Annotated in this window: 15 protein-coding genes; 10 read left to right on the top strand and 5 right to left on the bottom strand. The window is 36.8% G+C overall.

The window, feature by feature from the left end; all coding sequences use genetic code 11:
- Positions 1–42: 42 nt before the first annotated feature.
- The 8 genes from Q0252_RS10255 (at position 43) to Q0252_RS10220 (ending at position 7,011) form a co-directional block, all read left to right on the top strand.
- A complete protein-coding gene (locus Q0252_RS10255) occupies positions 43–714 on the top strand; it encodes a T9SS type A sorting domain-containing protein (protein ID WP_297985926.1) in 672 nt (223 codons plus the stop codon).
- Positions 715–803: 89 nt separating this feature from the next.
- Positions 804–1,565 carry a hypothetical protein gene (locus Q0252_RS10250; protein ID WP_297985923.1) on the top strand — a complete coding sequence of 254 codons (762 nt, stop codon included), beginning with the start codon at positions 804–806 and terminating at the stop codon, positions 1,563–1,565.
- Positions 1,532–2,053: an acyl-CoA thioesterase gene (locus Q0252_RS10245; RefSeq protein ID WP_297985921.1), complete on the top strand. Its 522-nt coding sequence runs from the start codon at positions 1,532–1,534 to the stop codon at positions 2,051–2,053. Before Q0252_RS10250 ends, Q0252_RS10245 begins: the two co-directional genes overlap by 34 nt.
- 15 nt (positions 2,054–2,068) lie before the next feature.
- Positions 2,069–2,473, top strand: coding sequence for a GxxExxY protein (locus Q0252_RS10240; protein WP_297985919.1), 405 nt, complete (start codon positions 2,069–2,071; stop codon positions 2,471–2,473).
- Positions 2,474–2,518: 45 nt separating this feature from the next.
- Positions 2,519–3,445: a 2-hydroxyacid dehydrogenase gene (locus tag Q0252_RS10235; protein WP_297985917.1), complete on the top strand. Its 927-nt coding sequence runs from the start codon at positions 2,519–2,521 to the stop codon at positions 3,443–3,445.
- Positions 3,446–3,569: 124 nt separating this feature from the next.
- A complete protein-coding gene (locus Q0252_RS10230) occupies positions 3,570–4,853 on the top strand; it encodes a serine hydrolase (protein ID WP_297985915.1) in 1,284 nt (427 codons plus the stop codon).
- 27 nt (positions 4,854–4,880) lie between these two features.
- Positions 4,881–6,551, top strand: a complete 1,671-nt coding sequence (locus Q0252_RS10225) for an Ig-like domain-containing domain (RefSeq protein ID WP_297985914.1) — start codon at positions 4,881–4,883, stop codon at positions 6,549–6,551.
- Position 6,552: 1 nt separating this feature from the next.
- A complete protein-coding gene (locus Q0252_RS10220) occupies positions 6,553–7,011 on the top strand; it encodes a heme-binding domain-containing protein (RefSeq protein WP_297985913.1) in 459 nt (152 codons plus the stop codon).
- Here Q0252_RS10220 and Q0252_RS10215 read toward each other — a convergent pair.
- The 5 genes from Q0252_RS10215 to Q0252_RS10195 form a co-directional block, all read right to left on the bottom strand.
- Positions 7,008–7,514 carry an NUDIX domain-containing protein gene (locus Q0252_RS10215; RefSeq protein WP_297985911.1) on the bottom strand — a complete coding sequence of 169 codons (507 nt, stop codon included), beginning with the start codon at positions 7,512–7,514 and terminating at the stop codon, positions 7,008–7,010. The two genes, Q0252_RS10220 and Q0252_RS10215, sit on opposite strands and share 4 nt — an antisense overlap.
- Positions 7,511–8,416 carry a site-specific tyrosine recombinase XerD gene (gene xerD / locus Q0252_RS10210; RefSeq protein WP_297985909.1) on the bottom strand — a complete coding sequence of 302 codons (906 nt, stop codon included), beginning with the start codon at positions 8,414–8,416 and terminating at the stop codon, positions 7,511–7,513. Before xerD ends, Q0252_RS10215 begins: the two co-directional genes overlap by 4 nt.
- A gap of 31 nt (positions 8,417–8,447) precedes the next feature.
- A complete protein-coding gene (locus Q0252_RS10205) occupies positions 8,448–8,876 on the bottom strand; it encodes a dCMP deaminase family protein (RefSeq protein WP_297985905.1) in 429 nt (142 codons plus the stop codon).
- A 6-nt stretch (positions 8,877–8,882) separates the two neighbouring features.
- Entirely contained in the window at positions 8,883–9,650 is a 768-nt protein-coding gene (locus Q0252_RS10200; protein WP_297985903.1) for an enoyl-CoA hydratase-related protein, read from the bottom strand.
- A gap of 102 nt (positions 9,651–9,752) precedes the next feature.
- The gene (locus Q0252_RS10195) at positions 9,753–11,243 is read right to left on the bottom strand and encodes a catalase (RefSeq protein WP_297985900.1); all 1,491 of its coding nucleotides are present in this window, start codon (positions 11,241–11,243) and stop codon (positions 9,753–9,755) included.
- A gap of 110 nt (positions 11,244–11,353) precedes the next feature.
- Between Q0252_RS10195 and Q0252_RS10190 the strand changes: the two genes are divergently transcribed.
- Together Q0252_RS10190 and metK are read left to right on the top strand one after the other, a co-directional pair.
- Complete coding sequence (locus tag Q0252_RS10190) at positions 11,354–12,307, top strand: hydrogen peroxide-inducible genes activator (RefSeq protein WP_297985898.1); 954 nt, start codon at positions 11,354–11,356, stop codon at positions 12,305–12,307.
- 171 nt (positions 12,308–12,478) lie between these two features.
- Positions 12,479–13,759, top strand: a complete 1,281-nt coding sequence (gene metK / locus Q0252_RS10185) for a methionine adenosyltransferase (RefSeq protein ID WP_297985896.1) — start codon at positions 12,479–12,481, stop codon at positions 13,757–13,759.
- Position 13,760: the final 1 nt, after the last annotated feature.

Raw genomic sequence — 13,760 nt, 5'->3', positions numbered from 1 at the left:
AATTGTTATTAAATTCGTAAAAACAACATAAACAATTATCTTATGAAAAAACTTTATTCTTTGTTTATTGCATTATTTGCAATAGTAACACTTTCTGCACAGTTAACAACACAAGTTGTAAGCCCTGGAGTTTTTAAACTTACTTATGGTGCCGCAAATGACTATTCTTTCTACAACCCAGGTTTTGGAACGCAAACGTTCTATGTTCACACTTGGATTTTAGCTGCAGACAACAGTGCAAACATATCTTACGAAGATGCATGGAGCAATTCTAATGTAGCCATGAACTGGGATGCTGCTGCAGGAGCGTATGTTGGTACAATTGATCTGAACACCAAAACTTTTACCAATTCCAACAATACTGTAGCTGCCGGAACAACTGTTCAGAAAGTAGGTATAGTTTTTAAAAACAACCAGAACGGCGCTACCAACCAATCCTCGGACGCGTATGTAAATGGCCCTACAACCTTACCTGTACTTGCAGTTGGCGATGTAAAAGGAATAGCGAAAAAATCTTTATTTGCTGAAGGTAAATTGTATACAGCGCAGAAAGGAAATCTAACGCTTGAAGTGTATGAATTCGGTGGAAAATTAGTAAAAACAATGAAGGTTTCCGCTAATGATTCTGCAATTGATTTGAATCTTTCTAAAAAAGGACTCTATCTCGTAAAAATTGCAGGAAGCAATACGGAAGTGGTGAAATTTTCGTATTAAATTTCCATTCTAAAAACATCAAAGCCATCATCTTTTGATGGCTTTTTTTATGGAACAAAAGTCGCCAAAAAAACATAAATTTGCTGCCGATGAATACAACAGCACTTATTTTAGAATTCCTGAAGAAGAACGACAGCGTACAGGTTCCGGGATTTGGGATATTTTCCCTTAAAAATTCCCGTGCGAAGATTGATTCTGAAACTAACAGTATTTTACCTCCGGTAAAGGAAATTGATTTTGCTGTGGATTACGAAGCTCAAAATGGCGCTTTGGTTAATTATTTTGCGACACAAAAGAATATTTCTGCGGTTGAAGCAACTAATCAGTTGAAATCTGAAACCGATTACTGGAAAAAAACTTTGGTTGAAAACGGCGAACTGAATTTGGATAATTTAGGTCAGATTCATCAAACGGAAAACGGAATTGTTTTTAAAGGAAGCAGAATAGAAAAGTCTTCTCCTGATTTTTACGGACTGGAAGAAATTAATCTTTCCAACTTAAAAAAATCATCAACAGGAAATGTGTCTAAGGATTCTGATTATCAATTCAATAAATCAATTCTCTGGTTGTTTTTGTTGATTATTCCGGTGGCGGGAATTGTTTTCCTCGCCTTTACCCAAAGCGAAAAGCTTTTCGGCAAAAAGTCTTTCACAGATACTCCTGTAAAAAGTTCAACAAGAAGAATTGAACCGGATTCTAAAATAAAAGCTGCCATTGCGGACAGTTTAAAACTCGACAGCATAAAGCAGGATTCTGTTAAAAAATCTACCGTTGTTCCGGCTAAAAAGTGGAGCAGCAAAACTTATAAAAAGAAAACATGGCGCAAAGCAAAAAAGCGAGTGAATCGCTAACCATCATGACGAACATCGTTCTTCCGAACGAAACAAACCAGCTAAGAAATCTTTTCGGCGGCGAACTTTTGGCAAGAATGGACCGTTGTGCATCTATTTCTGCGGCAAGACATTGCGAAAGAAGGGTAGTAACAGCTTCTGTAAACCATGTTTCTTTCAATTATCCAATTCCGGAAGGCGGAATTGTGGTGTTGGAATCTAAAGTTTCTCGTGCATTTTCTACGTCTATGGAAATTTATGTAGATGTTTGGTTGGATGATCCGATTAAAGGCGAAAAAATTCATACCAACGAAGGAATTTATACTTTCGTTGCAGTGGACGAATTCAATAAGCCGGTTCCTATTCCACAAATGGAACCTGAGACCGATTTGGAAAAAGAACGTTTCGCTGCTGCTTTAAGAAGAAAAGAATTGTCATTAATCCTTTCCGGCAGAATGAAACCAGCAGAATCTATCGAACTGAAAAAATTGTTCAGCGAACAGTCTTAAACACAAATTGCACTAATGATAAGCACAAATGACACAAATATTTCTGAAAATGAAATATCAAAGATTGTTTATGAAACCGGCTTCCTTGTGCATAAAACTTTAGGACCAGGTCTGCTGGAAAGTGCCTACGAAGAATGTATGTACTACGAATTAAGAAATTCAGCACTCTTTGTTGAAAAGCAAAAGCCTATGCCGCTCATTTACAACGATATAAAACTTGATGCAGGCTATAGACTGGATTTTTTGATTGAGAATAAGTTTGTTCTTGAAATAAAAGCTGTCGAAGCTTTAAATGATGTACATCTTGCCCAAATTTTAACCTATTTAAGACTTAGTGGCTGTAAATTGGGAATGCCGATAAATTTTAATACTGTGCAGTTTAAAAAAGGCGTAAAAAGAGTAATCAACGGACAATTATAATAGCGTTATTCGTGAAAAGTATTAGTGTAATTTGTGTTTAGAAAAATGAAAATCCTTCAACTCGACAAAAACCATCCATTAATTGCAGAACAGCTTTCTGCAAAAGGTTTTGTGATTGATGAAGACCATGCTTCTTCTTACGATGAGGTTTTGGAAAAAATAGAAAATTACGACGGAATTATTATCCGAAGCCGAATTCCGCTTGACAGAAATTTTCTTGAAAACGCAAAAAATCTGAAGTTTATCGCAAGAGTAGGAGCTGGAATGGAAAATATTGATGTTGAGGCTGCAAAAGAATTCGGTATTGAACTCATTAATTCTCCCGAAGGAAACCGCGATTCTGTTGCAGAACACGTTGTGGGAATGTTGTTAATTTTGATGAACAGACTTTTCATCGCTTCCAATGAAGTGAAAAACGGAATCTGGAAACGCGAAGAAAACCGTGGAGACGAACTTCTGGGGAAAACTTTCGGAATTATCGGCTATGGAAATATGGGAAAAGCTACGGCGAAAAGGCTTTCGGGTTTTGGTGTGAAGGTGATTTTCCATGATATTTTGCCGAATCTTTCTGATGAATTCGGAACGCAAGTTTCTTTGGAAGAACTTCAGAAAGAAGCTGAAATTTTAAGTCTTCATATTCCGAGTACTACGGAAACGTATCATTTAATTGATGGAAATTTCATTGATGGAATGGCGAAAAGTTTCTATTTCATCAATACTGCAAGAGGAAAAAACGTTAAAACTAAATCTTTAGTTGAAGCCTTAAAATCTGGAAAAATAAGAGGTGCAGCTTTGGATGTTTTGGAATTTGAAAAATCATCTTTCGAAAATCTTGAAGTAGAAAATGAGGATTTGGAATACCTGTTAAATTCGGAAAAAGCTATCGTTACACCACATATTGCCGGTTGGACGCATCAAAGCAAAGAAAAACTCGCGCAGTTTATCGTAGATAAAATTCTTAAATTGTCTTAATAGCCGCGCTTTGAATCTCTTTTTCCCAAAAAATTCAATTAACATATCTTTATGACTGCGGTATTATTATGTTAAGCAAAAAATCTCTTATATTGCGGAGATTTTTTTGTGTTTTTATCCTGTAATGAAAGTATTTCTTAACGCCTTTATGGCTTTGTTTTTTTGCATTTCTCTAACATCCTGTAAAAAAGATGTTTTCACTAAAAATAATACCGAAACTAAACTTCCTAATTTTGGAAATGTTGATTTGAACGACGTTTTCAAAAGGAAAGATAATCAACTTCAGAACCAAGATTCAATCGTAACCATTTTAGATAAGTATTATAAAAGAGTTTGGGAAGACGGTGATTTGTGGGGAGGCTTTCTCATCGCGAAAGGCGACAAAATTATTTATGAAAAGTATAGAGGATTTGCTCACGAAAATAATGTAGAGCCTATTAAAGACAATACTCCATTGCACGTTGCCTCAGTTAGTAAGACATTAACAGCGATGGCAACCATGAAGCTCGCTGAAGCCGGTAAATTGAAGCTTGATGACCCTGTTACCAAATTTTTTCCGGAATTTCCTTATCCTTATGTTACGGTTCTGAATCTTTTAACACAGCGAAGCGGACTTCCGAAATACGAGTATTTCATCGAAAAAATTCAGCCGCAACCGGTGGAATTGACTAAACAATTTATCACCAATCGGGATGTTTTGAATATGCTGATTAAGTACAAACCGGAACTTGCCCGACAAACCAACACCGGTTTTATGTACTGTAACACGAACTTTGCGCTGTTGGCTTTAATTATCGAACACGTTACGAACACGCCGTTTCCAAAAGCGATGCAGGAAATGGTTTTCAAGCCGCTGCACATGAAAAATACTTTTATTTTTCAGGAAAAAGATACTTTAACAGCAGCTAAATCTTTTTATTTCAGAGGACCCAAAGTTTACCCTTTGGACAGGCTTGATTTAATCTACGGTGATAAAAATGTTTATACGACGCCAAAAGATTTACTGAATTTTTCTAAAGCGATGTATTCTGAAGATTTCCTGAGAAAGGATTTGATGGACATGGTTTTCCAGCCTTACAGCAACGAAAAACCGGGAGTTAACAATTACGGAATTGGTTTCAGAATGAAAATTTTCGACAATGGCGAAAAATTAACGTATCACAATGGATGGTGGCATGGAAGCAACGCCGTTTTTGCACACCTTTTGAAATCGGAAGTTACGATTATTGCGATTGGTAACAAATATTCTCAGCGATTATATTCTGCAATGGCGCTGTCCGGAATGTTTGAAAATTTCCCGTACGAAACCGAAAAACTGTACAAAACCATGCAGGAAATCGATTCTCTGAAGAAACTTCAGGGGAATGATACCGTTAAAACCAATCAAAACGAAGACTATTCAGAATAATCTTTAAATTTGTTGCAAACTTTTCGGATGAAGAAATTTCTTTTTCTTTTTTTAATCAGCATTGTTCTGTTTTCGTGCGCAAGAGTGGGTTCTCCTGTTGGAGGTTCTAAAGATACTATTGCTCCAAATTTTTTAGGCTCCAATTTGGATTCTGCAAGAGTAAATGTTCCGACTTCGCTCAAAGAACTACGTCTAGATTTCGACGAATACATTACGCTGAAAGAAATCCAGAAAAATCTGAATATTTCTCCTCCAATTCAGAAAATTAAAAGAATTTTACCTTCAAGTTTGGGGAATAAATTCATCCTTATTCAGTGGGATGATTCGCTTCAGGCCAATACAACGTACAATTTCAATTTTGGTAACGCCATCGCGGATTTAAATGAAGGAAACGTTTTGCCTTATTTCAATTATGCTTTTTCAACGGGCGATAAACTGGACGAGCTTTATATAAGTGGTGAAGTGAAAGACGGTCTCGCTAAAACAGATGAAAAAGCGGCTACGAAGAAAAATTATGTTGTTGGTCTTTATAAAGCTTCAGATTCGGTAGATTACAGAAAAAAACCATATTATCTTACAAAAGCCGATGCAGACGGATATTATGAACTCAATTATCTTTCACCGGGAACTTATAGAATTGTCGCTTTTGATGATGATAACCAAAATTCCGTAATGGATTTGGGTAAAGAAGCGGTTGCCTTCAGAAAAGAACCTGTTGTTTTGGATAAAAGTATTTCAGGCTTGAATTTGAGCGTTTACCCAACCAAAAAAGCTGTAAAACAAACTGAAATTAAAGAAATTCCGGGCGGAATTTTAATGCTCTTTGAAGGAAAACCGACTAAAGTTGAGGTACTTTCTGTAACTGATAAACTGAACGATTATAAAGTAACGCATCAACCTAAATCCGATTCAGTAAATGTTTTGTTTGATGCCAAAAAACTGAATTTAGGTCAGGACCAAATGGAAAGAATTCAGTTGAGCTATGATGCAGACGGTAAAAAAGACACCGTTCAATATTCTTACAGATACAATAAGACGAACGAACTGACGATTAGCAATGCAAAATCGAATGTTTTTGCACCAAATCAGGATTTTGTGATTTCTGCGAATATGCCGGTTGAAAAAATTCAGCCTGAAAAATGGACGCTGAAATCAGATAGTATTACGCGAGATTTCACGGCAAAAATTTCGGAAACCAACCCAAAACAAATCATTGTAAGCAGCGCTTTTGAAGTTGGTAAAAAATATCAGTTAACGGTTCCAAAAAATACAGTTTCATCATTCTACGAAGTATTACCGAAATCCTATCAGTTTAATTTTGAGATTGATAAAGCCGAAAATTACGGAAGTATCACTTTGAATCTTGAAAACAAACCGGCACAAAAATTCTGGTTGCAGTTCCTTTCTGAGAAGAACGAAATTGCTTTCCAAAGATTTACAGATGCAGCACAAAATAAATTCACCGAAATAAAACCTGGCAAATATACCATCCGAATTTTGGTAGATAACAACGGAAACGGTTTCTGGGATGAAGCGGACGTCAGTAACGAAACATCTGCAGAAGATGTTTATCTCTTCCCGAAAAACATTGAAATCCGACCGCTTTGGGAAAATGTAGAAACATGGAATCTTAATGAACAAAGCCCTGTTACAAGTTCATCTACAACACCAACTCCACCAGTAAAAACTCCGAAATAAAATGAAAACTTTTAGTAAAATTATTTATTGGGGACTGATTGTTTTGGCGCTTATTCAGTTTATTCCGGTGCACAGAACCAACAAACCAGTGGATAAAAAAGTGAATTTCGTGGACGTTTTCCAAACGCCAAAAAACATTCAGGAAATGCTAAAAACTTCCTGTTATGATTGTCATTCCAACGAAACAGTTTATCCGGATTACGCTTATGTTGCCCCAATTTCATGGTCTATAAAACATCATGTGAACGAGGGACGAGAACATCTGAACTTTTCGGAATGGGGAACTTTCAATCAGGATTTAAAAAGAAACATGCTCGAAAACGCAATCGGTGATTTAAAAGAAAGCAGAATGCCGATTCCGGGTTATGTTGCACAACACCCGGAAGCCAATCTTTCATCGGCACAAAAGAAAGTTTTGGTGGATTATTTTGAGCAGATTTTGAAGTCGGGGAAATATTAAAGATAATTCTTCAAAAACCTCTTCTGCGATTCAAACGCGAGATCTTCAAAATTAATTTCAGATTTTTTCAGCCAAATAATTTCCGAAATTTCAGAAAGTTCCAGTTCCGGTTCGAATGTTTCTTTCAAACTGTATTCAAAAAAAATATCTAAAGTATTGTAATCAATGCCTTTATAATGGTAAACGTTGGGTTCAGTTCCTAAAATTTTGAGATTTTCCGGATCTATTTTGATGTTCAGTTCCTCGTACAATTCTCTTGCACAGGTTTCTTCGGAACTTTCTTTTGGGTCTGTAAAACCTCCTGCCAAATCGAGTTTTCCTTTTTTTGGTTCCTGATTTCTGCGTGTAAACATGTATTCGTCTTCATGTCGGATGATTACGGCAACTGCAGCAGCACAGTTGTGAAAGAGTACAAAATCACAACTGCTACAGCTCCATTTTTTTTCTCCGTCCCAATGTAAGGTGGAATTGCCGCATTTTGGGCAGAATTTTAAATCACTCATTTAGCATTTCTCGGATGGTAATTCAGGATAACATCGCGAAGTTCCTCCGTTTTCAAGTGGGTGTAAATTTCGGTAGTGGTAATGCTGGAATGGCCCAACATTTCCTGAATATACCTTAAATCTGCGCCGTTCTGCAAAAGATGCGTCGCAAAAGAATGGCGGAAAGTATGCGGAGAAATTTTCTTGTTGATTCCCGCTTTTTCAGTTAATTCTTTAATAATAATGAAAACAATCACTCTCGACATGGAAGAACCTCTGCTGTTGAGAAACAGAAAGTCTTCACACTTTTTGTTGATTTTATAGTTGGAGCGAATGTTTTTGATGTAATTTTTGATGAGTTCCGCCGTGTAATCAGCCAATGGAACAAACCTGGTTTTGTCGCCTTTTCCTTCAACCTTCAGATAATTTTCTTTGAAGTTGATATTGGAAATTTTAAGGTCAATAAGTTCAGAAACACGCAATCCGCAACCGTATAAAACTTCGATAATGCAGTAATTTCTCTTGCCTAAATCTGTTGTGGTGTCAATGGCTTTTACAATTCTTTCCACGTCTTCGTAGCTCAACGTATCCGGAAGATAAAGCCCCAATTTCGGGCCTTCCAATAAAGCTGCAGGATTGTCTTCGCGCATTTCATCTTCCAGCATAAAGCGGAAAAATGCTTTTACTGAAGAAACCCAACGCGCTTGCGAACGCTCACTGAATTTTTCTTTTGATAATTTGTACAGGTAGTCCTGTATCTGCTCGAATGAGATTTCCATCGGCGAAACGCCTTCCAAAGTACCTTCCGAATAGTCCTTTAACTTTCTGATATCGCGGACATAAGCATCCAGCGTATTATCAGAAAAGTTCCTCTCGAACTTCAGAAAGTTGGAAAAATCTGTAATTTTTTCTTCCCAAATCATTTGTGTCAATTTTTTTGTGCTTTTGTGTTTTTTATAATGTTAGTTCATCTTCTGTAACTTGTTGAACTTCAATATTATGGTTCTTTAAAAAATTAATTCCTTCATCATCAGAATATTCGTCCAGATAAACGAGTCGTGTTATTCCCGACTGTAAAACCAATTTACTGCATTCTTTACATGGTGATAGGGTTAAATACAGCGTTGCTCCTTTTGCAGACTGTGTTGAACCTGCCAGTTTTAATATTGCATTGGCTTCTGCATGAAGAACATACCAATGGGTTTTGCCGTTTTCATCTTCACAGCAGTTTTCGAAACCGGATGGTGTTCCGTTGTAACCGTCCGAGATAATCATGCGGTCTTTCACAATCAGTGCGCCTACTTTTTTTCTCTCACAATAGGAAAGTTTTGCCCATTCTTTGGCCATTTTCAAATAAGCGACGTCGAATTTATTTGGTTTCAAACTGAATTAAAAATTTGGTTTTCTTTTCTCTAAAAATGCGGCAACACCTTCTTTTTTGTCCTCCAAATCGAACAGCTCTCCAAAAGCTTTAATTTCAGTTTCAAAACCTTGGTCAGTGTCTGAAAGATTTACAGCTTTAATTGCCTTTTCAATTGCTAACGGAGAATTTCTTGAAATCGTTTCAGCCAGCTCCTTAGCTTTGGGAAGAAGTTCTTCTAAACTGTAAACTTCATTCACCAACCCGATTTCTTTTGCCCTTTGTGCAGGAATCATTTTTGCTGAAAAAATCAACTCATTCGCCAATCCTTTTCCAACTAATTTTGGTAAACGCTGCGTTCCTCCATATCCCGGAATCAAACCTAAAGTCACTTCCGGAAGTCCCAGTTTTGCATTTTCTGAGGCGTATCTGATGTGACAGGACATGGCCAATTCCAAACCGCCTCCCAAAGCAAATCCGTTAACGGCAGCAATAACGGGTTTGTTCATATTTTCAATTTTGTTGAATAATGAATTTTGTCCGTTTCTTGCTAATTCTTCTGCTTTTTCCTGTCCGAAATCGCTGAATTCTTTAATGTCTGCTCCTGCAACAAAAGATTTTTCGCCACTTCCTGTTAAAATAATGACTCTGCAAGATTTGTCATTTGCTAATTCATCCATAGCTGAACTCAGTTCACTGATGGTTTTTGCATTTAAAGCGTTCAGGCTTTGTGGACGGTTAATCGTAATTGTTGTTATGGTGTTTTCTTTGTCGACAAGGATATTTTCGTAAGACATAAATGTTTGTTACTTTTTAACGCAAATTAAGGATTTATTTTATTTTCAAGATAGGTTTTTTCCTGTTTTTGTTGCTGAATCTAAATTAATATTAATTTATGATTAAAATTTTGAATGATTCATCATATCAGAATCAATGTTTACCTGAAGTCCAGAAGCAATCTTCATCCCCATTTCAATATTAGCACGGAAGAAATGACAAAGTTGTCTGTTGATGATTTCATCACGCTTTGGTCCATCAATTTTGCTCATGCTGCCAATGATATTGCTCACTAAATTTTTTCGGTCTTCCTCGTTTAAAGCTTTAGTATACAGTAATCCCGGTTGTGTGTAATGGTCGTCATCGTTTTCGTTTCTGTTGAAGTTAGCGACATGATTGCTGTCTAAATCGTATTCGAAATTTTTATAATCTGCATCCGGTTTAATGTTGTCAAAACTGTTCGGGAAATAATTTGGAGCGTCTTGATATTCTTTAGAATCCGCCATAAAACCATCGCGCTGATAATTGGTAACACCGAAAGGACAACGGTTAACTTCCAGTTGATGCGCATTTACGCCAACTCTATAGCGGTGCGCGTCAGGATAAGAAAACAGTCTTCCCTGCAACATTTTGTCCGGCGAAAAACTGATGCCATCAATTAAATTACTTGGCGAAAAAGTGGATTGTTCCACGTGTGCAAAATAATTTACTGGAATTTCGTTCAGCTCCATTTCTCCAACTTCAATCAAAGGAAATTCGTTTTGGAACCAAACTTTGGTAACATCAAAAGGATTCCATCTGAATTCTTTTGCCTGTTCTTCCGTCATTACTTGGATGTATAAAGTCCATTTCGGAAAATCTCCGGCTTCAATAGCTTTGCAAAGGTCTTCCTGAGCAAAATCCGGGTTTTCTCCGGCCATTTTTACGGCATCATCATTTACAAAATTTTTAATGCCTTGCTTTGTTTTGAAATGAAATTTCACCCAAACTCTTTCATTTTCAGCATTAATCATAGAAAAAGTATGGGAACCGAAACCGTGCATATGACGGTAGCCGTGTGGAGTTCCTCTGTCCGACATTAGTATCAAAACCTGATGCAAACTTTCCGGATTCAAACTCCAAAAATCCCACATCATTGTGGCACTTTTCAAATTGGTTTTCGGTACTCTTTTTTGGGTATGAATAAAATCCGGGAATTTTTTAGCGTCTTTAATGAAAAAAACGGGCGTATTATTTCCTACCAAATCCCAGTTTCCGTCTTCGGTGTAAAATTTTAAGGCAAAACCTCTTGGGTCCCTTGCAGTATCTGCACTTCCTTTTTCTCCACCAACAGTAGAAAATCTTGCAAACATTTTGCAGGAATTTCCCACTTTAGAAAACAGTTTTGCTTTGGTATATTTTGTAATATCGTGCGTTACGGTAAACTTTCCGTAAGCACCCGTTCCTTTAGCATGCACAATTCTTTCGGGAATTCTTTCGCGAACAAAATGGGCGAGATTTTCCTGTAAAATAAAGTCCTGCAGTAAAACCGGTCCTCTTGCTCCTACGGTTTGTGAATCCTGATGTTCGAAATAAGGCGTTCCTTGTCCTGATGTTAATTTCTTGGAGTCCATAACTTTATATTTGGTAAACAAAAATAGCGATTTGAGGACAGATTTTCGGATTTTTAGTTATAAATAAATCTAAATAATATGTAGATTTGTAATAGACAAAATTTATTAAAATGAACATTCAGCAACTCGAATATCTTATCGCTGTCGACAAGTACAAACATTTTGGAAAGGCTGCACAAGCCTGTTTTATTACCCAGCCAACGTTAAGTGCGATGATACAGAAATTTGAAGATGAGCTGGATGTAAAAATTTTCGACAGAACTACACATCCTATCCGTACAACAGATGTAGGTGCACAAATTATCAGCCAAGCCACAAAAATTATTGATAATGTAAACGAACTTCGCAACCAGGCGAACTTGCTGAATAATATTTTGGGCGGGAAAATTAATCTGGGAATTATTCCAACCGTTTCTACTTACATTTTGCCGACTGAAATTTTTGATTTTCTGAAAAAGAATGAAAAAATTGAGATGAATGTAAAGGAGATGACCACCGAAAGCATCATCAAATCTCTGAAATCTGGTGAACTGGATGCTGGAATTATTTCTACACCTTACGATGCAGCGAACGAATTTTATAAAGATTTTCTTTTCAATGAAGAACTGATGCTGTATTCCAGCGATATTTCCATCAAGAAAGATACCTTCGTGATACCCGAAGAAATTGATGTAGATAAAGTATGGCTTTTGGAAGAAGGTAATTGCCTCCGAACGCAATTCGAAAATATTTGCCAGCTGAAAGAAAACACCCTGAAACCAGGGAACCTGGATTTCTTGGCTTCTAATATCAATACTTTGGTACAGATGGTGGACAAAGTGGGTGGAATATCAATTTTGCCGGAATTGGCTGTTTCCCAACTTTCTGCAGAGCAGAAAGAAAAAGTAACGCGCTTTAGAAAACCTTTTCCATTTAGAGAAATTAGTGTTATCTATTACAAACCTACGTACAAACAAAAAATTATTGACGAATTGGTTAATTTCATTCAAAATTCAGTTCAGTTGAAGCTGAATTTCAACAAATCACCAGAAGATTTTGTGAGCATTAAACCTCAAAAAAAATAGTCAGAATTTTTGCATTTAAGAAATTGTCACTAAATTTGCACTCGATAATTTTAGAGGAAAAATTTGACCTGATTGCAACCTCAATAAAAAATGCTAAAACAGATATTCTATTTTAGTTTCTTTTGTAATCAGCTGTTTTTCAAGTATTTAATTTAAATCAACAAAAGAAATATGTCGTATTTATTTACATCCGAGTCCGTTTCAGAAGGACATCCGGATAAAGTGGCAGATCAAATTTCCGATGCACTCATCGATAACTTTTTAGCATACGACCCGAAGTCGAAAGTTGCTTGCGAAACGTTGGTAACAACAGGACAGGTGGTTTTGGCAGGAGAGGTAAAATCCGAAGCATATCTTGATGTACAAAGCATAGCAAGAGATGTTATTAACGGAATTGGCTATACTAAAGGTGAATATATGTTTAATGGAGATTCTTGTGGTGTAATTTCAGCAATTCACGAACAGTCTTCAGATATTAATCAGGGTGTTGACAGAGTTACAGAAGCGGAAGATTTCGAAACAAAAGCAAACGCACAGGGAGCTGGAGACCAGGGAATGATGTTTGGTTACGCAACCAACGAAACTGAAAACTATATGCCTTTGGCTTTGGATTTGGCACATTCTATTTTGAGAGAACTTTCTGCTTTAAGAAGAGAAAATTCTGCAATCCCATATCTTCGTCCGGATTCAAAATCTCAGGTAACAATTGAATATTCTGATGACCATAAACCAGTTCGTATTGATTCTATCGTAGTTTCTACGCAGCATGATGATTTTGGAAGTGATGAGGCGATGTTGGCTAAAATCAGAAAAGATATCGTGGAAATTTTGATTCCAAGAGTAAAAGCGCAGCAAAAAATTGAAATCCAGGATTTGTTCAACGACCAGATTAAATACCACATCAACCCTACAGGAAAATTCGTTATTGGTGGTCCTCACGGAGATACAGGTTTAACGGGTAGAAAAATTATTGTAGATACTTACGGTGGAAAAGGAGCTCACGGAGGTGGTGCATTTTCCGGAAAAGATCCATCAAAAGTGGACAGAAGTGCTGCTTATGCAACAAGACACATTGCTAAAAACTTAGTGGCTGCAGGAATTGCAGATGAGGTTTTAGTACAGGTTTCTTATGCGATTGGTGTTGCTGAACCTTGTGGTTTATACATCAATACTTATGGAACTTCTAAAGTAAATCTTCATGATGGTGAAATTGCGGAGAAAGTGAAAGAAGTTTTCGATCTTCGTCCTTACGCAATAGAGAAAAATCTAAAATTAAGAAATCCAATTTATCAGGAAACGGCTTCTTACGGACACATGGGAAGAGAATCCTACGTCGCAGATAAAACCTTCAATAAAGGAAAAAACAACGAAAAAACAGTAAAGAATTTGGAATTCTTCACTTGGGAAAAACTGGATAAAGTAGAGGAGCTGAAAGCAAAATTCGGTATCTAAA

The sequence above is a fragment of the uncultured Chryseobacterium sp. genome (assembly GCF_936933875.1).
GTDB lineage: Bacteria > Bacteroidota > Bacteroidia > Flavobacteriales > Weeksellaceae > CAKZIK01.
The sequence above is the reverse complement of the archived record's forward strand: the minus strand, read 5'-3'. Positions and strand labels throughout refer to the sequence as shown.

What these genes read in the sequence shown, in the direction of transcription:
- Q0252_RS10255 (WP_297985926.1), top strand. Translation starts at nt 43, where the DNA reads ATGAAAAAACTTTATTCTTTGTTTATTGCATTATTTGCAATAGTAACA.
- Q0252_RS10250 (WP_297985923.1), top strand. Translation starts at nt 804, where the DNA reads ATGAATACAACAGCACTTATTTTAGAATTCCTGAAGAAGAACGACAGC.
- Q0252_RS10245 (WP_297985921.1), top strand. Translation starts at nt 1,532, where the DNA reads ATGGCGCAAAGCAAAAAAGCGAGTGAATCGCTAACCATCATGACGAAC.
- Q0252_RS10240 (WP_297985919.1), top strand. Translation starts at nt 2,069, where the DNA reads ATGATAAGCACAAATGACACAAATATTTCTGAAAATGAAATATCAAAG.
- Q0252_RS10235 (WP_297985917.1), top strand. Translation starts at nt 2,519, where the DNA reads ATGAAAATCCTTCAACTCGACAAAAACCATCCATTAATTGCAGAACAG.
- Q0252_RS10230 (WP_297985915.1), top strand. Translation starts at nt 3,570, where the DNA reads ATGAAAGTATTTCTTAACGCCTTTATGGCTTTGTTTTTTTGCATTTCT.
- Q0252_RS10225 (WP_297985914.1), top strand. Translation starts at nt 4,881, where the DNA reads ATGAAGAAATTTCTTTTTCTTTTTTTAATCAGCATTGTTCTGTTTTCG.
- Q0252_RS10220 (WP_297985913.1), top strand. Translation starts at nt 6,553, where the DNA reads ATGAAAACTTTTAGTAAAATTATTTATTGGGGACTGATTGTTTTGGCG.
- Q0252_RS10215 (WP_297985911.1), bottom strand. Translation starts at nt 7,514, where the DNA reads ATGAGTGATTTAAAATTCTGCCCAAAATGCGGCAATTCCACCTTACAT.
- xerD (WP_297985909.1), bottom strand. Translation starts at nt 8,416, where the DNA reads ATGATTTGGGAAGAAAAAATTACAGATTTTTCCAACTTTCTGAAGTTC.
- Q0252_RS10200 (WP_297985903.1), bottom strand. Translation starts at nt 9,650, where the DNA reads ATGTCTTACGAAAATATCCTTGTCGACAAAGAAAACACCATAACAACA.
- Q0252_RS10195 (WP_297985900.1), bottom strand. Translation starts at nt 11,243, where the DNA reads ATGGACTCCAAGAAATTAACATCAGGACAAGGAACGCCTTATTTCGAA.
- Q0252_RS10190 (WP_297985898.1), top strand. Translation starts at nt 11,354, where the DNA reads ATGAACATTCAGCAACTCGAATATCTTATCGCTGTCGACAAGTACAAA.
- metK (WP_297985896.1), top strand. Translation starts at nt 12,479, where the DNA reads ATGTCGTATTTATTTACATCCGAGTCCGTTTCAGAAGGACATCCGGAT.